General features: G+C 37.6%; 18 protein-coding genes, 1 tRNA gene and 1 riboswitch. Of the genes, 7 read left to right on the plus strand and 12 right to left on the minus strand.

The window, feature by feature from the left end:
- The first annotated feature begins 52 nt into the window (after positions 1-52).
- Positions 53-1,177, plus strand: coding sequence for a GAF domain-containing sensor histidine kinase (locus EA365_04250; protein ID TVQ46870.1), 1,125 nt, complete (start codon positions 53-55; stop codon positions 1,175-1,177).
- A gap of 200 nt (positions 1,178-1,377) precedes the next feature.
- Here the strand turns inward: EA365_04250 and EA365_04255 are convergent.
- The 3 genes from EA365_04255 to EA365_04265 all read right to left on the minus strand — a co-directional run bounded on the left by EA365_04255 (position 1,378) and on the right by EA365_04265 (position 3,035).
- Positions 1,378-1,464 (minus strand) — tRNA-Ser (locus EA365_04255).
- A 52-nt stretch (positions 1,465-1,516) separates the two neighbouring features.
- Positions 1,517-2,431 (minus strand): 2-carboxy-1,4-naphthoquinone phytyltransferase, encoded by a 915-nt coding sequence (locus EA365_04260; protein ID TVQ46871.1) that lies wholly within the window; start codon positions 2,429-2,431, stop codon positions 1,517-1,519.
- A gap of 10 nt (positions 2,432-2,441) precedes the next feature.
- Entirely contained in the window at positions 2,442-3,035 is a 594-nt protein-coding gene (locus EA365_04265) for a GUN4 domain-containing protein (GenBank protein TVQ46872.1), read from the minus strand.
- 154 nt (positions 3,036-3,189) lie between these two features.
- Here EA365_04265 and EA365_04270 point away from each other — a divergent pair, with 154 nt between their 5' ends.
- Positions 3,190-3,507: a hypothetical protein gene (locus EA365_04270; protein TVQ46873.1), complete on the plus strand. Its 318-nt coding sequence runs from the start codon at positions 3,190-3,192 to the stop codon at positions 3,505-3,507.
- Between the two features lie 33 nt (positions 3,508-3,540).
- Here the strand turns inward: EA365_04270 and EA365_04275 are convergent, their stop codons facing one another.
- Together EA365_04275 and EA365_04280 are read right to left on the minus strand one after the other, a co-directional pair.
- Positions 3,541-4,353 (minus strand): PEP-CTERM sorting domain-containing protein, encoded by an 813-nt coding sequence (locus EA365_04275; protein ID TVQ46874.1) that lies wholly within the window; start codon positions 4,351-4,353, stop codon positions 3,541-3,543.
- A 146-nt stretch (positions 4,354-4,499) separates the two neighbouring features.
- Positions 4,500-4,712, minus strand: a complete 213-nt coding sequence (locus tag EA365_04280; protein TVQ46875.1) for a high light inducible protein — start codon at positions 4,710-4,712, stop codon at positions 4,500-4,502.
- A gap of 86 nt (positions 4,713-4,798) precedes the next feature.
- Positions 4,799-4,944, plus strand: a riboswitch (cobalamin riboswitch).
- 30 nt (positions 4,945-4,974) lie between these two features.
- Between EA365_04280 and cobW the strand changes: the two genes are divergently transcribed.
- Entirely contained in the window at positions 4,975-6,015 is a 1,041-nt protein-coding gene (gene cobW / locus EA365_04285; protein TVQ46876.1) for a cobalamin biosynthesis protein CobW, read from the plus strand.
- 92 nt (positions 6,016-6,107) lie between these two features.
- Here the strand turns inward: cobW and smc are convergent, their stop codons facing one another.
- Complete coding sequence (gene smc / locus EA365_04290; protein TVQ46877.1) at positions 6,108-9,608, minus strand: chromosome segregation protein SMC; 3,501 nt, start codon at positions 9,606-9,608, stop codon at positions 6,108-6,110.
- Between the two features lie 43 nt (positions 9,609-9,651).
- Here smc and EA365_04295 point away from each other — a divergent pair, with 43 nt between their 5' ends.
- Entirely contained in the window at positions 9,652-10,779 is a 1,128-nt protein-coding gene (locus EA365_04295) for a gfo/Idh/MocA family oxidoreductase (GenBank protein ID TVQ46878.1), read from the plus strand.
- A gap of 36 nt (positions 10,780-10,815) precedes the next feature.
- Positions 10,816-11,991, plus strand: a complete 1,176-nt coding sequence (locus EA365_04300; protein TVQ46879.1) for an amidohydrolase — start codon at positions 10,816-10,818, stop codon at positions 11,989-11,991.
- On the opposite strand, the gene EA365_04305 is transcribed toward EA365_04300, so the two are convergent.
- Both EA365_04305 and clpB read right to left on the minus strand, forming a co-directional pair.
- Positions 11,984-12,382, minus strand: a complete 399-nt coding sequence (locus EA365_04305; protein ID TVQ46880.1) for an FHA domain-containing protein — start codon at positions 12,380-12,382, stop codon at positions 11,984-11,986. The genes EA365_04300 and EA365_04305 overlap by 8 nt on opposite strands.
- Before the next feature lie 149 nt (positions 12,383-12,531).
- Complete coding sequence (gene clpB / locus EA365_04310; protein TVQ46881.1) at positions 12,532-15,129, minus strand: ATP-dependent chaperone ClpB; 2,598 nt, start codon at positions 15,127-15,129, stop codon at positions 12,532-12,534.
- Between the two features lie 91 nt (positions 15,130-15,220).
- On the opposite strand from clpB, the gene EA365_04315 reads away from it, so the two are divergent.
- Positions 15,221-16,345 (plus strand): RNA methyltransferase, encoded by a 1,125-nt coding sequence (locus EA365_04315; protein ID TVQ46882.1) that lies wholly within the window; start codon positions 15,221-15,223, stop codon positions 16,343-16,345.
- On the opposite strand, the gene EA365_04320 is transcribed toward EA365_04315, so the two are convergent.
- Entirely contained in the window at positions 16,308-18,803 is a 2,496-nt protein-coding gene (locus tag EA365_04320; GenBank protein TVQ46883.1) for an EAL domain-containing protein, read from the minus strand. The genes EA365_04315 and EA365_04320 overlap by 38 nt on opposite strands.
- 70 nt (positions 18,804-18,873) lie before the next feature.
- On the minus strand, positions 18,874-20,034 hold the full coding sequence (locus EA365_04325) for a class I SAM-dependent methyltransferase (GenBank protein TVQ46884.1): 1,161 nt from the start codon (positions 20,032-20,034) through the stop codon (positions 18,874-18,876).
- On the opposite strand from EA365_04325, the gene EA365_04330 reads away from it, so the two are divergent.
- Positions 20,034-20,636 carry a DUF4129 domain-containing protein gene (locus EA365_04330; GenBank protein ID TVQ46885.1) on the plus strand — a complete coding sequence of 201 codons (603 nt, stop codon included), beginning with the start codon at positions 20,034-20,036 and terminating at the stop codon, positions 20,634-20,636. The two genes, EA365_04325 and EA365_04330, sit on opposite strands and share 1 nt — an antisense overlap.
- Here EA365_04330 and EA365_04335 read toward each other — a convergent pair.
- Both EA365_04335 and EA365_04340 read right to left on the minus strand, forming a co-directional pair.
- Positions 20,617-21,570: a GDP-mannose 4,6-dehydratase gene (locus EA365_04335; protein TVQ46886.1), complete on the minus strand. Its 954-nt coding sequence runs from the start codon at positions 21,568-21,570 to the stop codon at positions 20,617-20,619. The two genes, EA365_04330 and EA365_04335, sit on opposite strands and share 20 nt — an antisense overlap.
- The gene (locus EA365_04340) at positions 21,567-22,484 is read right to left on the minus strand and encodes a glycosyltransferase (protein TVQ46887.1); all 918 of its coding nucleotides are present in this window, start codon (positions 22,482-22,484) and stop codon (positions 21,567-21,569) included. Before EA365_04340 ends, EA365_04335 begins: the two co-directional genes overlap by 4 nt.
- Between the last annotated feature and the right edge of the window lie 2 nt (positions 22,485-22,486).

The following is a 22,486-nucleotide window of genomic DNA, read 5'->3' on the forward strand; positions in this document are numbered from 1 at the left end:
CAGCTAGGCTAGTTCATAATATAGATAGCGTAGATATCATGAGGATGGTTTGATGTTGTCTCCTCCAGAGATGAGTTCAGAATTTTTAGCTTTATGTGATTTCCAGTTAGCTTTGCTGAGTCAAAGTTTTAACGCTAGTCAAACGGTTATTTATTTAACTACTAATTCAACTCAACTTGTCCCTGTGGTTGTTTATCCTAATAGTGATAATCTGTTGTTAGAAAGTTCTCCTCCCTTACTTAATGGCATAGATATTCAAGATTCCCAAACCGATATTGTGCGCTTAGTTTTACCCTTGATTTATGACGAAATGGTTATGGGTTTATTGGTGACCGGTAGAGAGAAGAAAGAATGGTCAGAAACAGAATTAACACAAATTGAGAAAATTACCCAAACCATAGCGATCGCCTGTTTATTAGAGAAACGTCAAGCTTGGTATCAACAGAATATAATCGATATACAACAGATGCGCTTAGTAGAACAAGAAAAACTAAGTAATCTGTTGCATCAGTTACGCAATCCTTTGACTGCTTTACGGACTTTTAGTAAATTACTGTTTAAACGTTTATTTGGTCAAGAAGATAACCAAAAAATTGTCACGGGATTATTGCGAGAAACCGAACATCTCCAAGATTTACTACAACAGTTTGAAACAAAAACCCTCGAACCTCAAAATAGCACTTTGTTATTACCAGCTGCTCTAGAGATTAAAGATATTTTAGCAACAGTAGTTAACTCAGTTCAAGCGGTAGCAGAAAACAACAATATTGAACTAATTACAGAGTTAGAGGAAACCTTTCCCAGAGTTCAAGGAAACCCGCAAGCATTACGAGAAGTGATCCAGAATATCCTCGATAACGCCATTAAATATACTCCCCCTGGTGGTAAGGTAAAAATCAATACCCTCACTAAACCAGGGTGGGGAGGAATAGCTATTCACGATACTGGTTATGGAATTCCTCCCGAAGTACAAGAGAGGATTTTTGAGCGACATTATCGGGGTATTCAAGCTGAAGGTGATATACCAGGTACAGGATTAGGATTGGCGATCGCCAAAAATTTAATCACTGAAATGGGAGGAAACATCGAGTTAATTAGTCCCAATCAGGATTATTTTGACGTCAAACCTAGAGGAGAGGGAACAACCTTTATTATTTGGCTTCCTTTAAAACCATAAGGTGGGGTTCCGGGTGAGGAGTTAAGATATGGGATGAGTTAATTAACTCTTGCATGCAAGAGTGCCTATTGCCCTTTCCCTAAAATGTCTTGATTTATACATGGACGGGGTATAGTAACTATTTTAGCTGAGAAATTAATCTGTCTTCATTATCAAAGGCCTTGTTTAAGTCTAGTCAGTTAAACCTAAATATTCAGGTACGGAGAGAGAGGGATTCGAACCCTCGTTAACGTTACCGCTAAACAGCATTTCCAGTGCTGCGCCTTCAACCGCTCGGCCATCTCTCCTGATGGGTCACGAATCATCATTATAGCAGAGATAATTAGTTTTTGGCAATAACTAAAGCAAATTAATTTTGTCGATGATTAAGCCAAGACTCAATAGCAACCCACTAATAAAATGAAAGTTAACCGCTAGGAATTTACAGTTACTGACTAAATCTGGTTGAGAGTGGTATTGTCTGACGTGATTTACTAGTTGATAAGCAAAGGGTAAACTAGCCAATGTCAACAATGTCCAAGGTGAAAAGAGTTTGAAGATAACTAGAAGGGTGATTAACACAAACACCGTGATTACTGATAAGGTTAAAATTTGGGCACTTTTGGCTGTACCTAGTCTGACTACTGGCGATCGCTTTCCTGCTGCTATATCGTCTTCTACTTGGTGAAAATGGGAACAAAACAGAATAATTGAGGTGGTTATACCAATAATTATCCCCGTTGCTAACCCTAGATAAGAAAAGCTTTGATTCTGGGCATATTCGGCCGCGGCGATCGCTAATGGTCCAAAACAAATAAAACAGATAATTTCTCCTAAGCCTTGATAACCGAGACGAAAGGGTGGACCTTGATAGGTATAGCCCAATAGACAACATAAGATGACTATTGCCAACACTACCCAATCTCTTAACCAGTAGCTAATCAGGATAATTCCACAGACACCTAAACCTAAAAAAAGATTACTGAGCCAAAACACCAAGGTTTGATTACCCGTCAGATTAACTACTGAGTGGGCTTTACGCTTATCAATCCCTGTATCTGCATCAAAAACATCGTTACTGAGATTTAACCAAGCAATAATGGCGATCGCTGCTCCCATAAATGTTCCATAAATTCCCCAATGGAGTTGTTGACTATGAGCATAACCTACCGCTGTACCAGCGCTGATAGGTATTACTGCTACTGTGTACATGGGTATTTTTATGGCTGCATACCAAAGTTTTTGCTGATGCTCTTTTAGTATTTCTATTGTCATATATTGCTCATTAAATTTTAAGCTCACATTCGAGAAGACGGGTTAAAAAATTGGTGGCCATTTTTAAGCCATAAGCTGACTTCCAAGAAACCGCAGGAAAACAACCTCTTGGGGCTTCTAAACTGAAATCCCAACTATCATAGTTATTAACTTGCCATTGATTGTTAACTCGCCAACCTACAGCCTCTCCATATTTTTGAAAGATTTCTACGTCTTGGGTTTGCAGAGTTGCTGCATTTCCTCCCACCCTTAAGTATATCCCTAGTTGGACACTGTAACCAAAGCGTTGCTCGCTATTATCTAACCAGAGGCGATCGATTACACGCAAAGAATCACAAGAAATTTGTTTAAGATCATTTGGAGTTACATCATCCATGTCTCTTTCTCCTGTGATCGCTAAAATGAGGTTTTTTGTCTCTAAATCTGCAGCTTTAAACTCTTTTGCTATTAATAATTCTTGTAACTTTTTATATCTGTCTATATCTGTGACTAAGGTTAATTTTTCTTCTAATCTCTTGATTCTTTGTTCGAGTTGTGCTAGTTTCTCGATCTTTTCCTCTAACTGTGTGAGGCGATCGCTGTAATCAATTTCTGGTTCTGACATGAGTCTAGGAGTAAAGTTTTTTTAGTTTATATCATAAATTTAAAGAATTGTAAATTATAAGGAATATGAGTAGTTTTGCTCTCGTAAAACCTCAAGTAACTATGATAAATTGAGTTATCTAATCAAGTTATTTGTTTAAATTTCTTAATAAAAAATGAAACATTATCACGATGAATGGATACAAGAATGGTGTCAAGACAATGGTTGGACTGATTTATTTATAGAAAGAAGTTTATATTGGGCTTTTCCTCCTGGTGCGGTAATGCCAGAACCAATACCAGTAAAGGTTTTAAAATTAATTAAGGAACAAAAAGGTCTTTGTCAACAAGAGAGACTTTGGTTGATTTTCGCAGCAGCAATCACCATCATTACTGTGTTAAGTAGTTTATTAGCTGGTTGTCCTGTACCTTTAGTATTAGCTTTTGCTTTTAATGCCATTACAGTAGCACAACTTGAGCCAGAGTTTGCTTAAGGGTAATTAGGACTATCGCTGCTGTGATATTAGTTACTTATTGTAGTTTTTCTTCAAAACAGGTAACACACCTAGAGTAAATAAAGTACCCAGAATCGTCAAGGGTTCAGGGATTGGCTCTGGTTGGGGTACAATTGTACCGTAGCCAAGAGTACTAAAGGTAGCTGCATAGGAAAGGGTGGGATTGTTAGCGTTAGGATCACTATAACTAGCTTCGATTACTTCTAATCCTTCTAAACCAATGGGAATCAAAGCAACTCCATTATTTACAGGGATTTCGTTACCTTGATATTCAACTAAAGGATTAGTAAGTAAGGAGTTGTTGAAAAAAACCCTAACGGGTAAAGTGTCTCCTGCTGTTAAATCAAAAGGACTAGATTGAGGTCTAATTTCCAGAGGTTGACCAAAAGATCGACTAATGGGAAAATCTTCATTAAATATACCTGTAGCGTATTTAAGATATTGACCAGTATTCTCAAAACCTATCTCTGCTGCTTCTTCTGCTGTGATGTTATCGTAGCTACCATCGGGATTCTCTCTCCAAAACCCGTTATCATAACTACCACTATAAGCTGCAGCAGGAACAACTGTATTTATAAACAAACGACCGTTAGTAAAGGTAGTTGTACTCGGGATAACGTTACCCGAAATGTCGTAAGCGTTAGCACCAGTAAACTTGTTAAGATCAAAAGGCTCGGGTGTACCTTCTTCAGGGTGTCCAAAAAATATCTCCCCTCTAGTAGGATTGATTTGTTCAAACCAGATTACATGAGCTGAAACCGATTGACTCAGCAAAACTGGTGCAATTGCGGTTGTCCACAAGAGATGTTTAACTAGTTGATTCATTGCTTTTAGATTAATTTGGTGATAATGCTTTGAATCCTAGCAGTACCTTTTGTGGCTAAACAATCCTATCTAGGGGGATTTTGGGAATAATTTAAGGTTCTCTTCACATTTTTAGAGGGCACAGAGGTTGCGCCCTAGCTAAGATATTAGAGACTGCTTAACCAAGTAATTAAACCTTCGTGGGTGATTAATTCAAAACCAATTAAGGAAATAAAGCCAATCATCGCTAGACGTCCGTTCATTTTTTCAGCGTACTTGTTGAAACCGAATTGTTGGTTAGCATCTACATACATTTTAGGCTCGAGCGCATAGTTATTTAAGCGTCCTTGTTCTTCGGTTACATAGCTACGTTGAGTCATAATAAAATTCCTGTTTAAGTTTATGTAAATAATTATAACAATATGTTAACTTTTTTTGCAACCCCTTGACAAAATTTTTTTGATTTGCTAAGTCTAGAGATATTGGTTCTAGTGGGGAGCAGCTACTAGAAGTAAGGGGGAAAGTACGTGTGTAAATCCGTCGCTGTCCCGCAACTGTGATGAAATAAAGAATTTCTAAGTCAGGATACCCGCCAATATAACCAACACAACAAATCTGCGAGGCACAGGTTTAAGATAAATCATGCACAAAATCCCTGTTACAGTGATCACAGGTTTTCTCGGGGCTGGGAAAACCACCTTGATACGTCATTTATTACAAAACAATCAAGGACGCAAAATCGCGGTTTTAGTCAATGAATTTGGCGAAGTCGGTATAGATGGAGAGTTATTGCGTTCTTGTCAAATTTGCGATACAGATAATAATATTGTGGAGTTAACTAACGGTTGTCTCTGTTGTACAGTCCAAGAAGAATTCTATCCGACGATGCAAGAATTACTCAAAAGACGAGAGGAGATAGACTGTATCTTAATCGAGACATCTGGGTTAGCTCTACCAAAACCCTTGATACAAGCTTTTCGTTGGCAAGAAATTCGTAATGGTGCTACCGTAGATGGGGTGGTCACGGTTGTAGATGCCAAAGCGATCGCCGATGGTGATCTAGTCAGTGATTTAGAAGGTATCCAAAAAATGAGAGAAGCTGATGAGAGTCTCGAACACGAAACCCCTTTAGAGGAGTTATTTGAGGATCAGTTAGCTTGCGCGGATTTAGTCTTATTAACTAAAACAGATTTACTCGATGAATCGAGTTTAACCAAAGTAAAAGACGCTTTAGCAGAACAATTACCTAGGGGAGTAAAAGTTCTTCCCGTTGAACAAGGTATGATCTCAGCGAATCTGTTATTAGGATTTAACGCAGCGGTAGAGGATAATCTTGATAGTCGTCCTTCTCATCACGATCACGAAGATGAACACGAACACGATGAGGAGATTAACTCAGTACATTTAGTATTTAATCAAGAATTTGAGCCACAAATTTTGATAGCTAAATTGCAAGAGCTAGTTAAACAACAAGAAATTTATCGTATCAAGGGTTTTGTCAGTGTTCCTCATAAACCGATGCGTCTAGTTTTACAAGGGGTAGGGAATCGCTTTGATTCTTTTTACGATCGCCTATGGTTAGAGACAGAATCTCGTCTCACCCGTTTAGTTTTGATTGGGAGAAATTTAGACTCTGATTCTTTACAACAAGTTATAGCGCTACGCGCAGGTAATAGGGAATAGAGGGGAGCTTCTGAGATGGGAGAAGGGAGAGGGGAGAATTCGGAATACCGTTCCACCTAACCCCTTTCCTCGGAACTCTTTATATGATTTCACTACCATTTCACTCCTAAAACTTGAGTTGAAGCGCCACGAGCTTGAGTAACACCTATGGTACGCTCTGACGCTTCAATCATGGGGCGACGTAAACTAACCACGATAAATTGAGCTTGTTGAGCTTGATGTTTAATCATTTTAGCCAACTTTTCGACGTTAGCTCCATCCAAAAACATATCTACTTCATCAAACACATAAAAAGGTGAAGGACGATATAGTTGAAGTGCAAAAATAAAACTAAGAGCGGTCAAAGATTTTTCACCACCAGACATAGAGCTTAAACGTTGTACAGGTTTTCCTTTCGGGTGAGCAACAAGATTTAACCCTCCACTAAAGGGATTTTCGGGGTTTTCTAATTGTAAGTAACCATCTCCCTCAGAAAGGGTAGCAAAGATACTCTCAAAGTTTTGGTTAACTACTGTAAATGCTTCCTGAAATGCTTGTAAACGAGCGGTAGTAAAGGTTTCTATTCTTAATAATAACTCGGTGCGTTCAGCTTCTAGAGTGCTTAATTTAGTTTTAAGTGTTTCGAGTCGCTCTTGGTTTTCTTGATATTCTGCTAGTGCTAACATGTTGACTGGACCTATTCCCTCTAATCGTTTTTGCAGTTGACTAACTTCTTTTTGAATGAGGTTTGATTGTTCACTAAGACTAGCGGTGAATGTGGGTATCTCGGGTAAAGGGTTAGGAAGTTCCTGACTTTGATTAGTAATAGTCTCTTGTAGTTGGTTTTGTCTTTGTTGTCTCTGGGTTTGTGTTTCTTTGAGTTTTTCTAGTTCCCAAGTTTGTTGTTGTTGTTGCTGTTGTAAGTCTCTAAGGTTATTTTCAGCTAGATCCCTTTCTTGTTTGATAGCTAATAATTCTGTAGAAAGTTGGGCGATCGCCTCTTCACTTGCGGCTATTTCTGCTAGAGTTTGAGCGATTTCTTGATTAATTTCTACATTTTCTGCTGCTGTTTCGAGACTTTCTCTTTCTGTTGCTGAGATATTCTCTTCTGTTTCCCTAATTTTCTCTCTGACGCGCTCTAATTCTGAGGTTATTTCTTTACTAAGACTCTGTATTTTTTGGATTTCTTGTTCAATATTTTTTAACTCTCCTAATTGATTTTGTAAGATTATTTGCTGATTTTGCCATTCTTGATGTATTCCTGCTCCTTCTAATTCTTGTAATGATTGTTGTTTAATACTCAATTCTTGACTTAATCTGGCTATTTCTGGATTTAATTGGTTGATTTGTTGATTTTTTGCCTCTAATTCTTGGCTAAATTCGGTTAATTCACGATTTAAACGTTCTTGTTGGATATTTAATCCCTGAATTTCTTCTCTCAATCTTTCTTGTCGCAATTGTTGTTTTAATTGTTGTTGACGTAAATCGGTAAAATCCTGTTTTAATTGAGCTAATTTATGAGATTTTTCCACAATTAAAGCTTCATTTCTTGTTAAAATCTGTGTTATTTCTTCTAGACGCATTTTTTGACTAGATTCTTGGTTATCTACCACTCCAAAATGTAGAGTATTTCGCTGTGGTGTACTCCCTCCTGTCATTGCTCCAGTTGTTTCTAGTATATCTCCATCTAGAGTAACGATCCGATATTTTCCTAAATAAGCGCGAGCTGATTCTAGACTATCAAAGACTATAGTATTGCCAAAAACATAAGCAAAAATAGTGCGATATTGACTTGCACAGGTAATTAAATTAACCGCTAAATCTAGATAACCTGGAGCATATCTTAAGGCTACTGTATCAATTATTTGGGGAGCTTTGATTTTATTTAAAGGTAAAAAAGTTGCTCTTCCTGCGTTTCTAGTTTTTAAAAATTTAATAGCTTCTGCTGCTACTTGGTCATCACTAACTACTAGATAACCTAAACGTCCTCCTCCTGCTATTTCTAGTGCTAATTGATAACGTGGTTCAACTTGTCCTAATTGAGCTACTAATCCATGTATTCCTGGTATTTGTGCTTGTAAAATAATATTGCTAGTATATGTACCTTGAGCTTGTTTATTTGCTTCTATTTTGTCTAATTGTCGTTGTATTTCTCTTTCTTCTTGATTTAGTCTTTTAGTGGTTACTTGGGCTAAGTTAATTTCTTGTTCTGTTTGACTAATTTCTGCAGCTAAAGATTGTAACTCAGTTTCACTGAAAGCTAATTGACTATTTAAATAATCTGTTTCTGTCTGTTTGCTGATTAGTTGTTCTTCTTGTTGGTTTAATAATTCTCTATTTTGCTTAAGTTTTTCTTCTAAATTATTACATTTTTCTGTATTCTTAATCACAATCTTTTGATAATTACTTAAGTCATTTTGTATCTGGTTAATCTCCTGATTAATTTGACTCTGTTGCTGAATAATTTCTGCAGAGTTTTGAGCTATTTTCTTGATATTATCTTCAGTTTGTTGAACAGTTTGTTGTAATTGTTCTTGTTGTTGAGTTAGTGATGGTATTTGGTTAAGGATTTGTTCTTGTTGTTGGCTTAACTCTGTTAAATTTTCTTGATATTGAACTACTTGTTCTCTATTTTCATTGATACTTTGTTGCAGTTTAATAATTTTATTTTCTAGGTTATGTTTAAGTTTAACTTGTTGTTGATGTTTAGCTTGAGCTGTAGCCAAATTAGCAGCAATAGTTAATTGTTGTTCCTCTCCCATTGCTTTAACTTGTTGATTGAGATGATTAACATGATCATTAGCCTGTTGGAGGGATATAGTTAAAGAAGCTAACCCTGTTTCTAGTTGAGTAATGGTGAGATTATCCTGATTAATTTCAGTGATTAACTGTTGTTGTTGTTCCTGTAATAAGCGCCAATTGATGACGATTAACCAATTTTGTTTTTCTTGAATAGTTAATTTAAGCTGTTGATATTTTTCTGCTTTAAGACAATCTGTAGAAAGGCGATCGCTGATTTTAGTTAATTCCTCGACAATGATTTGATAACGCTCTTCAGTGGTCCTAACTTCAGCTAAAGTTTGTTTAGTTTGCTCAATTTTGCGGTCAAATTCGGCGACTCCTGCTAATTCATCGATAATTTCTCGTCTTTCGCGGTTATTCATGGTAATAATGCGAGTAACGTCACCTTGAAGGACGACATTATAACCTTCGGGATAGATGCGGAGACGATTGAGTTCTTGATGCAGTTCGGTTAGAGTACAGGATTGCTCATTGATATAATAAGTAGATGTATAGTTACCACCTTGAGTTGCTCGTAAACGTCTAGTAACCTTGTGTGTTTTTTCCTCTCCTAAATCAAAGGTAACAGAGACATAAGCTTCAGCGGTTTTACGTTGTTGGGTGTGGTGATGACTAATCAAATCCGGGAGACGTTCAGCGCGCATACCACGAGAGCTAGCTAACCCGAGACAAAACAAGATAGCATCGAGAATATTGGACTTTCCCGAGCCATTTGGACCAGAAATAACCGTAAATCCAGGAAAAAAGGGAACTTTGGTAATACCGCTAAAAGATTTAAAATGAGCTAGCTCGATATTTTGAATATGAACCATAGTAGAATAGCTGAGAAAATTGTCTTGATTAGGATAATAACTTATGAGAATTGCTATTGTAGGCTGTGGTTTTGTAGCAGACTATTATTTAAGCACCTTACCTCAACATAAAGAATTGGAATTAATCGGGGTAATGGATAAAAATCCCGAACGTGTTGCCCAATTTTCCCAATTTCACGGAATTCCTGCTTATCAGTCACTAGAAGAGTTATTAGAAGATAATAAAGTAGATATAGTCTTAAATTTAACTAATCCTAGAAGTCATTATAATGTTTCCAAAGCTTGTTTAGAAGCAGGTAAACACGTTTATTCAGAAAAACCTTTAGGAGTAACTAACGAAGAAGCCAAAGAATTAGTAGCAATTGCACAGGAAAAAGAATTAGAAATATCTTCAGCCCCCTGTAGTGTTTTAAGTGAAACAGCGCAAACACTCTGGAAAGGGTTAAGAGAGAATGTAGTTGGCAAAGTTCGTTTAGTCTATGCTGAGATGGATGAAGGAATGGTACACCAGATGCCTTATGAACAATGGTTAAGTGTATCAGGAATTCCTTGGCCCTATCAAGATGAGTTTGAGGTAGGCTGTACTTTTGAACACGCGGGTTATTATACAACTTGGTTGACGACTTTTTTTGGTCCTGCGGTAAGTGTTACAGCTTTTTCGAGTTGTTTAATTCCTGATAAGGTAGAGGGTGTAGAATTAAATCCCCCGGATACTCCTGATTTTTCTGTAGCTTGCATTAAATTTGCTTCGGGTGTGGTAGCTAGATTAACTTGTGGTATTGTTGCTCCCCATGATCATGAACTAAAGATTATTGGGGATACCGGAGTGATGAGTATCAAGGATTGTTGGTTTTATGATGATCCAATTTATATTCAGAGAATGGTCAGGATTCGACGTAAGGTCTTTTTTAATCCGATTAAGCAGAAATATCCTTTAGTGAGAAAAACACCGAAATTTGCTTATCGTGGTGCACAAAAAATGGATTTTTGTCGTGGAGTAGCGGAAATGGCAGCAGCGATCGCCCAAAAACGACCCAATCGTTTATCTAAAGAGTTTTGTTTACACAATAATGAGTTAGTTAATGCGATTACTTATGCGTTAGAGAATTCTAGTACTTATCAACTGACAACGACTTTTGAACCGATGCAACCAATGGAGTGGGCGTGTTAAAACTAAATTAAGAATCATCAGCAACTAGTAGTCTCAATGCTCACGAAAATCAAAGAAATTGCCGAAAATGTCAGTTCACGTTTAATTGAAATTCGTCGTCATCTCCACGCTCATCCAGAATTGAGTGGACAGGAGTATCAAACCGCAGCTTATGTAGCGGGGGTTTTGTCTTCCTGTGGTTTACACGTGCAAGAAGCGGTGGGCAAAACAGGGGTAGTAGGAGAATTGATGGGTAAGGGTGCAGATGAGCGAATTTTAGCGATTCGTACCGATATGGATGCTTTACCGATTCAAGAACATACTGCTTTAGATTTTGCCTCTCGGCGACCTGGGATCATGCACGCCTGTGGTCACGACGTACATACTACCGTAGGCTTGGGTACAGCAATGGTACTCTCTCAGTTACCCGAGCCACTTCCAGGAAGGGTACGTTTTTTGTTTCAACCCGCAGAGGAAATAGCCCAAGGTGCTAGTTGGATGGTACAAGATGGGGCGATGCGAGATGTAACTAATATTTTGGGTGTACACGTTTTCCCCTCGATTCCTGCGCGCTCGATTGGGGTAAGATATGGGGCTTTGACGGCAGCTGCTGATGATTTAGAGATTTTTATTCAGGGAGAATCAGGACATGGTGCGCGTCCTCATGAAGCTACCGACGCTATTTGGATCGCCGCTCAAGTGATCACTAGTTTACAACAGGCGATTAGTCGTACTCAAAATCCCTTGCGTCCGATTGTATTAACTATAGGGCAAATTAGTGGGGGTAGAGCGCCTAATGTGATCGCTGATCAAGTGCGTTTAGCTGGTACTGTGCGTTCTCTCCACCCTGAAACTCACGCTAATCTACCAGAATGGATTGAAAAAATTGTCGCGAGTGTCTGTCAAACCTATGGTGCTAGCTATGAGGTTAATTATCGTCGGGGTGTTCCTTCGGTACAGAATGATTTGCACTTAACTAAGTTAATCGAGTCAGCAGCTAGGGAAGCTTGGGGAAGCGATCGCCTTGAAAATTTAAGTGAGCCTTCTTTGGGTGCTGAAGATTTTTCTCTGTATCTAGAGCACGCTCCTGGTTCAATGTTTCGTTTGGGTGTAGGACATCTTGAGGGTCGTAATTACCCTTTACACCATCCTCAATTTGAGGTGGATGAGGCTTCTATTATTACAGGAGTGGTGACGATGGCTTATGCTAGTTATAAATACTGGTTTAACTAACAATAGTATCTTTAGCGGGATCTTTGCCTTTTACGGGTGATGAATGCTTCCGTCGCGTCAGATTAGCGTTCATTTGGGGATCTTCGCTGTCGATTTGAATCTTAATCTGAGGTCCGGAACTAGCTAAACGAACGATCATCCCATCAACTACGGGTGTTTTATCGATACGTTTACCATTGATATAAGTTCCATTAGCACCGATATTCACTAACTCCCATTGATTCCCTACTGGTCTAATTTCTAAATGACGACGAGAAACAACAGCACTATATAATACTACATCGTTATCCATGGAGCGACCAACCCGAATAGTTATCTCGGGTTCAAAAGTCCAGTTTTGGACTGGAACTGCTTTTAGGGGGTGTAAGAGGACCAAAGTAATTACTGACATTCTAATTCAACAACCAATGATAAGATTGGGTATCACCGCAAGACAGTAGGTTAATGTACAGAGTTATATTTCCATAATAGCTAATAGTTGACTATTTGATGAGATTTTTTGTAGATGAGGGGGGAGTTTTTGCCCCCCATGAGAAAATGTTAAGCAGTTTTAAAGCTCAAGCGCTCATCTTCTACTTCTACAAGGATAACATCATCTGGTTTAAATTCACCTCGCAGAATTGCTTTGGCGATGGGTGTTTCGAGATAACGTTGGATCGCTCTTTTCAGAGGACGAGCTCCATATACTGCATCATACCCAACCACACTTAAAAAGTTAACAGCACTTTGAGATAATTTTAGACCGAGTTTTTGCTCATGTAAACGCTCTTGGAGTCTTCTGACTTGAATTTCGACAATTTCGTTTAACTGAGATGCTTGTAAGGAGTGGAAAATAATCATTTCGTCGATACGGTTGAGAAATTCGGGACGGAAATTTTGGCGCATAGCTTCAATTACTCGCTCTTTCATTTGTTCGTATCGAGAGTCATCACCAGCTACATCAAGGATATATTGAGAACCAATATTACTAGTCATGATGATAATGGTGTTTTTAAAGTCCACTAGATGACCTTGAGAGTCGGTGAGACGTCCATCGTCTAGAATCTGCAGCATGATGTTAAAAACGTCGGGGTGTGCTTTTTCGATTTCGTCAAATAAAATCACCGCGTAAGGGCGACGTCGAATCGTTTCGGTGAGTTGTCCACCTTCTTCGTAACCGACGTATCCTGGAGGAGCACCAATCAAGCGAGCTACTGTATGTTTTTCCATGTACTCAGACATATCAATTCTGACCATGGCGTTTTCTGTATCAAACAGAGATACTGCTAAAGCTTTAGCTAATTCGGTTTTACCTACACCAGTAGGACCTAAGAAAATAAAGCTAGCAATGGGACGGTTGGGATCGGCTAAACCCGCGCGAGAGCGTTGAATGGCGTCGGCTACCGCTTCTACTGCTTCTGATTGTCCTACTACTCGTTGATGCAACTCTTTGTCTAAATATAAGAGTTTTTCTTTTTCTGAAGCTATTAGTTTACTGACGGGTATTCCTGTCCATTTGGCGATGGTTTCGGCGATATCAGCTTCTAATACTTCTTCTCTGAGCAGGGTTTTACCGCTGGTTTGTTGCTCACTGAGTTGGGCTTCGATTTCTTTGATTTGACGTTGTAGTTCGGTTAATTTGCCATAACGTAATTCTGCTGCTCTGTTGAGATCGTAATCTCGCTCGGCTTGTTGAATTTCTAGGTTAATTTGGTCAATTTTCTCTTTAACGGTGCGAATTTGAGCGATAATCTCTTTTTCTGATTGCCATTGGGCGTTTAACGCTCTTTGTTCTTCTTTGAGGTTGGCTAGTTCGAGTTCTAGTTTACTCAGTCTGTCTTGAGAAATAGGGTCTGATTCTTTTTGTAAGGAGAGACGCTCCATTTCTAGTTGCAGAATTTTGCGATCGATTTCGTCTAATTCTTCGGGTTTGGAGGTAATCTCCATTTTTAATTTAGCCGCTGCTTCGTCAACTAGGTCGATCGCCTTGTCTGGTAAAAAGCGATCGCTGATATAACGATTAGACAATGTCGCTGCTGCTACTAAGGCGTTATCAGCTATTTTAACCCCGTGATGGACTTCGTAACGTTCTTTTAAACCCCGTAGAATGGAGATAGTATCAATAACTGTTGGCTCTCCGACGAACACTTCTTGAAAACGTCTTTCTAAAGCTGCGTCTTTTTCGATATATTTACGATACTCATCTAGAGTAGTCGCACCTATACAGCGCAATTCTCCTCTGGCTAACATGGGTTTGAGTAGGTTACCCGCGTCCATCGCTCCTTGTGTAGCTCCAGCTCCTACGACTGTGTGTATTTCGTCGATAAAGAGAATGATATTACCCTGTGACTCGGTGACTTCTTTAAGTACTGCTTTGAGTCTTTCTTCAAATTCACCGCGGTATTTTGCTCCTGCAATTAAAGCACCCATATCTAAAGCGACTAATTGGCGATCGCTCAATGATTCGGGAACATCGCGGTTAACGATTCGTTGGGCTAATCCTTCGACAATAGCAGTTTTACCTACTCCTGGTTCACCAATTAAGACGGGATTATTTTTAGTACGACGAGAGAGAATCTGAATGGTACGTCGAATTTCTTCGTCTCTACCAATCACGGGATCTAATTTTCCTGCTCTAGCTAATTGGGTTAATTCCCTGCCGTATTTTTCTAGAGCTTCGTATTTACCTTCTGGATTTTGGTCAGTCACCTTTTGTCTTCCTCTGATTTGTGTAATAATTTCTTTGAGTCGTTTTTCTGTGAGGTTAAATTCTTGATAAAGTGCTTTACCGAAGCGATCGTCCTTGCAGTATCCTAAAAGTATATGCTCTATAGAGATATAATCATCTTTAAACTCCTGACGATAATTTTCGGCTCTATCTAACAGTGTATCAAGACTATTTCCTAAATAAATAGACTCACTGACGTTAGCTAATTTAGGTTGACGTTGGCTAAATTGCTCAGTTTTATCTCTTAGTTTAGGAACACTTGCATTAGCTTTATTAAAAATACTAATAGCTAAGCCTTCCTCTTCTAAGAGAGACTTCATTAGATGTTCACTTTCTATTTGTTGTTGTTTAGATTGTTTAACAAGTTCGGGAGTTCTAGCAATAGCTTCCCAGGCTTTTTCTGTAAATTTTTGTGGGTTATTTGGTTGCATAGATTTATATTTAACTATTTTCTTATATTGTAAATCTTGCTTAAAGAAAATCTAAGTCGAGAAAACACTACTTTAGTTAGCTAAAAACCGTATGAATCAATATTTTGCTACCGTCGCTAGAGGTTTAGAGGAAGTCGCCGCTCAAGAATTAAAGAATCTAGGAGCAAAAGACGTAGAGATAACCTTTACTGGTGTCTCTTTTACTGGAGATAAATCTTTGCTCTATCGGGTTAACCTCTGGTCAAGAATTATCTATCGACTCTTAATGCCAATTCAAACAATTAAATGTTCTAATCGAGAAGAATTATATCAACAAGTTAAACAAATTAATTGGTCAAAATACCTCACGACAGAGCAAACTTTTGCGGTTAATTCTACGGGAGGTAACAGCAATCTTAACCATACTCATTTTAACGCTCTACAAATAAAAAACGCCATTATAGACCAACAAAGAGAAAAAACTAATCAACGCTCTAGCATTGACACCCGTAACCCTGATTTATTACTTAACGCTCATATCTATCAAGATCAATGTATTCTCAGTTTAGATAGCTCAGGAGATAGTTTACACCGTCGAGGTTATCGCCCTGCGATGGGTTTAGCACCCCTGAAGGAGACTTTAGCCGCGAGTTTACTAGATTTAGCCCAATGGAATAGTAATATACCCTTTTTTGACCCTCTTTGTGGCTCGGGCACTTTACCTCTAGAAGCTGCTTTAAAAGCTTTAAACATTGCTCCTGGTTTATTTCGTGATAGTTTTGCTTTTGAAAATTGGTCAGATTTTGATGCTAGTCTTTGGCAAAAATTACGCACAGAAGCCCTAGAGAGTCAAGTATCTGAGTCTTTAACCCCTATTGTGGGTAGTGAAGCTGATAGTCAAATCTTACAACAAGCTCGTTATAATGCTCGTCTCTGTGGTGTAGAAAAGCAAATTAAGTTACTTAACCAAGATTTAGCTGAGGTTTATCCTCCAAGTGCAGAAGGAATTATTATTACTAACCCTCCTTATGGGAAACGTATTGGTGATGTCTCAGCATTAACTAGTCTCTATCAATTATTAGGAGATGTGTTAAAACAACGTTTTCGAGGTTGGCGAGCTTATATACTGACTGGTAATTCCCAATTAGCTAAAAAAATTCGTCTTAAACCTTCTCGTCGTTTTGCAGTTTATAATGGCGCTATTCCCTGTAGTCTGCTAGAGTTGGAAATTTTCTAGTAGAATTTTCTAGGGGATAACTTTTGAGAAAGTCGTGGGCTTCGTGAGCACCTAAAGGTACACTGAAATAATAACCTTGGATACCTTCACAGTTTAAATCCCCGAGTATTTCTAGTTGCTCTTCTGTTTCTATACCTTCGGCGATGACTTTTAAGTCTAATGCTTGTGCTAATGTAATAATCGCTGAGACTAAAGCCACGTTTTGACGACTTTCAGTGATATCTTTAACGAAAGATCGGTCTATTTTTAAGGTGTGGAAAGGGAATTTTTTTAAATAAGCTAAAGAAGCGTAACCTGTACCAAAATCATCGAGAGTAATATTAACTCCAATATCTACTAAGGTTAATAAGACATCGCTTACTGTTTCTGTATCTTCAATTAGACAACTTTCGGTAATTTCTAGGGCTAAACATTGGGGATTTAAGTTAGTTTTGTTGAGAATTTCTTCTATATTGCTTAAAAGATTTTCTTGTTGTAATTGTCTGGGGGAAAGATTGACAGCTATATATTCTGGAGCTATCCCCATTTGTTCCCATTCTAAATATTGGTAGCAGGCTTTTTCTAATACCCATTTGCCAATAGAAGTAATTAAACCAGTTTCTTCAGCTATTTTGATAAATTTGGGAGTAGAAATTAAGCCTAATTCAGGGTTATGCCAACGTAATAAACTTTCTATACCCATAATTTTTTCGGTTTTTAAGTTAACTTGGGGTTGATAATTCAGAAACAATTCTTCTTTTTCAATAGCTCGATATAAAAGGTTTTCTAAGGTTAATAATTCTGATGATTGAGCGTTTATTTTGGGGTTATAAAATTGATAACAGTTGCGCCCTTGTTCTTTAATACGGTATAAAACCGCGTCAACGTTTCTGAGTAATGTATCTCTATCTTTGCCATCTTGAGGATAACAAGCAATTCCAATACTCATTCTAATATGAAGTAATTGTCCTTCTATTTTAAATGGTCTTTCTAACAGTTCAAAAATTTTGTTTGCTAGATCACTAACTTCTTTGATATCACTAACATTGGGAAGTAATAAAATAAATTCATCTCCTCCCCAACGAGCAAAGGTTTGATAAGATGTTAGGAGACTAGATACTTTTTTGGCAAAAGTTTTGAGGAGTTTATCTCCTAGATTATGACCTAAAGAGTCGTTAATTTTTTTAAAGTGGTCTAAATCAAAAAATAATACCGCTACTTGATGATTAAATTTATGCGCATTTTCGATCGCTTGTTCTAATCTCTGGTTAAAGAAGACACGATTAGGTAGCCCTGTTAATGCGTCATAATAAGCTTGTTTAATTAATAGTTTTTCGGTTTTCTTTCTTTGTCTAATATCTCGAACAGCAAAACAGAGTATTTGTTTATTAGCGTATTGAATTAAACTAATACTAACTTCTACGTCGATGAGTTGATTATTCTTACTACAGTGACAACCTTCGATCATTAGTTCTTGTTTTTTAGCTGTTATTGTCTCTATATAACTATCTATTACTTCATCATCTATCGGTAAAATATCATAAATAGTTAGGGTTAATAATTCTTCTTGACTGTAGTTTAATAATTGACAATAGGCTTGATTGCAGTCAATAATCTTCCGAGTATTTAAATCCATCAAAAAGATTCCCTCGGATATTTGTCTAACAATTGCTTGATATTTTGCTTCTGTTTCTTCTAGGGCTGATTCTGTTTCTTTTTGCTTGGTTAAGTCGAATAGATAAATCCTGATGATTTTTTCTTCAGGTAGATATTGAATATATTCTTGATAAGTATCTAAGTCAAGAGTAATCTCTCTAGTTATAAATTGTTCTTCTGGGTTAGTTAAGTTATTAAATAAATCTGAAAAAATAGGATGATTCAGGTCTAATTTTTCTAGATTGGGAAGTTTTAGCTTAGCTATGGAATTGGTGTAAATAATTTTACCTTCATAATCTACCTCAATAATTGGATGAGGAACACTCGTAACATTATAGTTTAAATTGGGTAACAGATTGGTCTTATTTTTCTGAGCATCATGTGTACCAACGATTGTTGTACTAGATTCTTGCAGATTGAGAAAATCAACATTTTGTATTTTTATCGTAGGATATTTCCTGTTAGGATGATTGTGATTAATTTGATAATATTTAAGACTTACATGATTAGCGAGAGTAATAATATCTTCATTTTTTAACTCATGAGATAAACATCTTTTGTTATTAACAATTAAACCATTAGTACTGCGATTTCCTTTTAAATCCCCGTCGATAATCCAGAAAACGTCCTGTTCTTCTACTTGGTTATATTTAACTTTTAAGAGGGTACAATGGTGACGAGATACTGTTTGAGAGTATAAAACTATGTCATTTTGAGAGTGCCGACCTACGGTATAAACTTTATTTTCTAGATAAATTTCTGTATTTTGTTCTGGTTCTTCAATTATGAGTAGGTGTCGAGGTTTTGAGGTTGGGCTGTTCATGATGAACCTTTCTTACTATTTATATAAAGAAAACATTAAATTTTTATTGACTTTTTCCCCAAAATATATTTTAACATTGCCAACCTTTTAAAGTAAATTGTTGTTGTTGCGGTGTTAAATTTTTCCCCTGCAGTAAAACCGTGAAATTACCTAAACCAGCGGGATTGATTAGTTGATGTAAAGCGTCTCGACGTTGGAGAATTTGTGAGAGTTTATCAGTGGAATTACTTAAAGCTTGGAGTCTTTCCCCCAATCCTAATGCCATCAGAAACATACCTTGTTTAGTCAAGCCGAGGTTGTTTAAACCGATTAATTCTCCTTGGCGTTCTAGTGCGGTAAAATTAACCTGAGTAGTAATATCTTGTTCTCCTAAATAAATATAGGGATTATTGTGGCGATGATGTTGATAATAACATTGTATTGTACCTTGGCAACGTTGGGGATGATAATAACGAGGTGCATCATAACCATAATCAATAGTAAGAATATAGCCAGTATTTAATTTACTAGCGAGGGTTTTTAACCATGATAAAGCTTCTAGGTTTACTTCAGTACGATAACCATCGGGATAAAGATTAGAAGGAAAATCTAGGTTACATAATTGGAAATAATTTAATAATTCTGGAGTGGATATTTCTTGATAGATTTCTTGTACTTGATTGTCAGAATAAGTGACATAAACTTCTTTTAATTCTCCTTGAGTAAGAATTAGTTGATGTACAGAAAAAGCGTCTATTAATTCATTACTAAAGCAACAACCAATCAGAGAATTAGTGGCTATTTTTTGCCAATTTGTCCAGGTAACTTGAGGGAATCGAGATGTTAAGAGTTTTTGCTGTTCCTTGCGCAATTGAGGAGAAGTTTCGATAATTAGATATTGGATAGCTTGAAAACAATCGGGGTTGTTTGTGGCTAGATAGTTTAAAATATCTTGGGCTAAATGTCCTCTACCTGCCCCCATTTCTAGTAAAGTAAAGGGATGGGGGTATTCTAATACTTCCCACATTTGTTGTAGTTGTAAAGCGAGTAATTCGCCAAAATCTGGACCTAGGGATGAGGAGGTAAAAAAGTCTCCACCTGCGCCGATTTGGTTGGTTCTAGAGCTATAATAGCCGTATTGAGGATGATAAAGGACTAGGTTAAGATAGTCAGCGAAGGTGATATATCCTTGGTCAGATTTGGCGATCGCTTCTAGAATAACTGATTCTAATGGTAAGTTTGTTGACGACATTGATAGCAACTAAAGGAGAAGCCCAAAGTAGTAGTATAGCTTGGGAGATTTCCCAACTATACCGAAGGGTTAGTGAATGGTTAGAATGGCAAGTATCACGATTGCGTCTTGATTTTCCAGACCTACCAGAGTTTTCTTGGTTTAATCAAGAGTTATTAGAGTGGATGGGTGCTGTCTTCTTTTGGACGCTGTTAGGGCTACTAATTGTTCTTATTCTTACCATGATTATAGCCTATGCTAATAACCTCAAAAAATCAAGACCTAAGTCAACTGTAATTAATAGTAAGAATGAGTTGATAACCGTAGATCAGTGGTTAAAGCGATCGCTTAAATACGCTGAGGAAAAAAATTATCATACTGCTTGTGTATGTCTTTATCAGGGAATGTTACAATTATTAGACGATCGCCGATTAATTCCTCAACAAATGAGTCGTACTGATGGTGAATATTGGCGCTTAATAGAGGGGTTTTCTCAACCCCTCCCCTACCAAACCTTGTTATTAACTCATCAGTCACTCTGTTTTGGCAATGTGAAAGCTTCTGTTAAGACTTGGGAAAATTGTTATCAAGCTTATCAACAAATTAGCCAATTTTTGCCTTAATCATCATTTTAACAATATCGGGCATTTTATACCCTGCTGACCAGGCTAATTTTTGCCTAGCTTTACTGGGATTAGCCCGACTAATCATTAATTCTGTGGGACGTAATAAACTCGCATCACTTAAAACATGCTCTTGCCAATCTAAACCTACTGTAGCAAAAGCTGTGGCGATAAACTCTTTAAGGGAGTAACTTACACCTGTAGCGATAACATAATCATCTGCTTGATCTTGTTGTAGCATTAAATACATGGCTTTAACGTATTCTTCAGCCCAACCCCAATCTCTAATAATATCAATATTGCCTAAGTGTAACTTTTCTGAACTTCCCTGTACAATCCGACAGAGGGTACTAATAATTTTTTGGGTAACAAATCTTTCTGGTCTTAAAGGAGATTCATGATTAAATAAAATACCAGAACAAGCGAATAAACCGTAAGCTTCTCGATAGTTAGCAACTTGCCAAAAAGCGGCGGCTTTAGCCACTGCGTAAGGACTTCTGGGACGAAAAGGGGTATATTCAGTAGCTAAGTTATCCCCAATATCACCAAAACATTCACTAGATCCGGCATTATAGAGTTTAATAGGACTATCGGTAAAGCGAATCGCTTCTAATAAATTGAGTGTCCCCACAGAGATACTTTCTAGGGTTTCTACTGGTTGATCAAAAGAAAGACTAACGGAACTTTGACCAGCTAAATTATAAATCTCGTCGGGTTGGACTTTTTTTAAGACTTGTAAAACACTGCGAAAATCATTGAGGGACATAGAATATAATTCTACCTCGGCAAGAATCCCTAAACGCGCGAGATTGCTAAAGGTAGAGATTTGAGCATCTCGGGATGTACCATAGACTTGGTAGGTTTTTTGGAGGAGTAATTGGGCTAAATATGCTCCATCTTGACCAGATACGCCACAAATTAAGGCTTTTTTCATCTTTGACGCGGTTTGACTAGGTTTTGCATAACTAGACTGAGATAACCAATTTGACCATAAGCATAAACCAGATGAGCAAAACTTTCTTGGGGATCGAGAATGGATTTAGATAAACCTCTAACTAATCTTTCTCCTCCTCTAGTTAGTTGAGACATACCTTGTTGCAGGTTAGCTTCTTCTCGATAATACTCGCTTACTCCTTGCCACCAACTACGACGTAAAAACCAATCAGGTTTAAGACGTTCTGGAGCAACGTTATGGGCTACAATGGCTTGGGGTAAGTACATCACTGACCAACCCTTTTTGATGGCTTTCTCGGTCATGTATAATTCTTCGTTAGAAAGAAGTTTTTTACCAATTCTACCTAGATTAATGTCAAAACCTCCGAGTTGTTCTAAACAACTGCGTCTAATAGAGTAGTTGACTCCTCTTGGGGTTAAGTTGGGATTGTTAATCTCTATTGGCTTATCTCCCAAATTATAAGCGCCTAACCCACCTGCTAAATTATCTGATAACCAGTTAGGTTTGTTTATACCTTCGGGAAAGATGAGGGTGACTTTTCCACCTGCGATCGCTAATTGGGGATTGTCTCGATAAGCTGTGACAATTTCTCTTAACCATTGTGGACTAGCTATAGCGTCATCATCGAGATATGCTATAATTTCGGCGTCGGTTTCTTTTGCACCACGATTACGAGCTATGGATAGTCCTAGTTCTGGTTCATAAATATATTTTAGCTTAGGATTATCTAGTCTGGATCTAACTACTTCCGGGGTGCGATCGCTTGAGGCGTTATCTATAACTATTATTTCATAATTACTATAATCTTGTTCTAGTAAACTATCGATCGCCCCACCTAAATAATTATCTCGATTGTGTGTACAGATAATAGCTGCTATTTCAGGTTGACTCATTG

Source organism: Gloeocapsa sp. DLM2.Bin57, from assembly GCA_007693955.1.
Taxonomy (GTDB): Bacteria; Cyanobacteriota; Cyanobacteriia; order Cyanobacteriales; family Gloeocapsaceae; genus Gloeocapsa.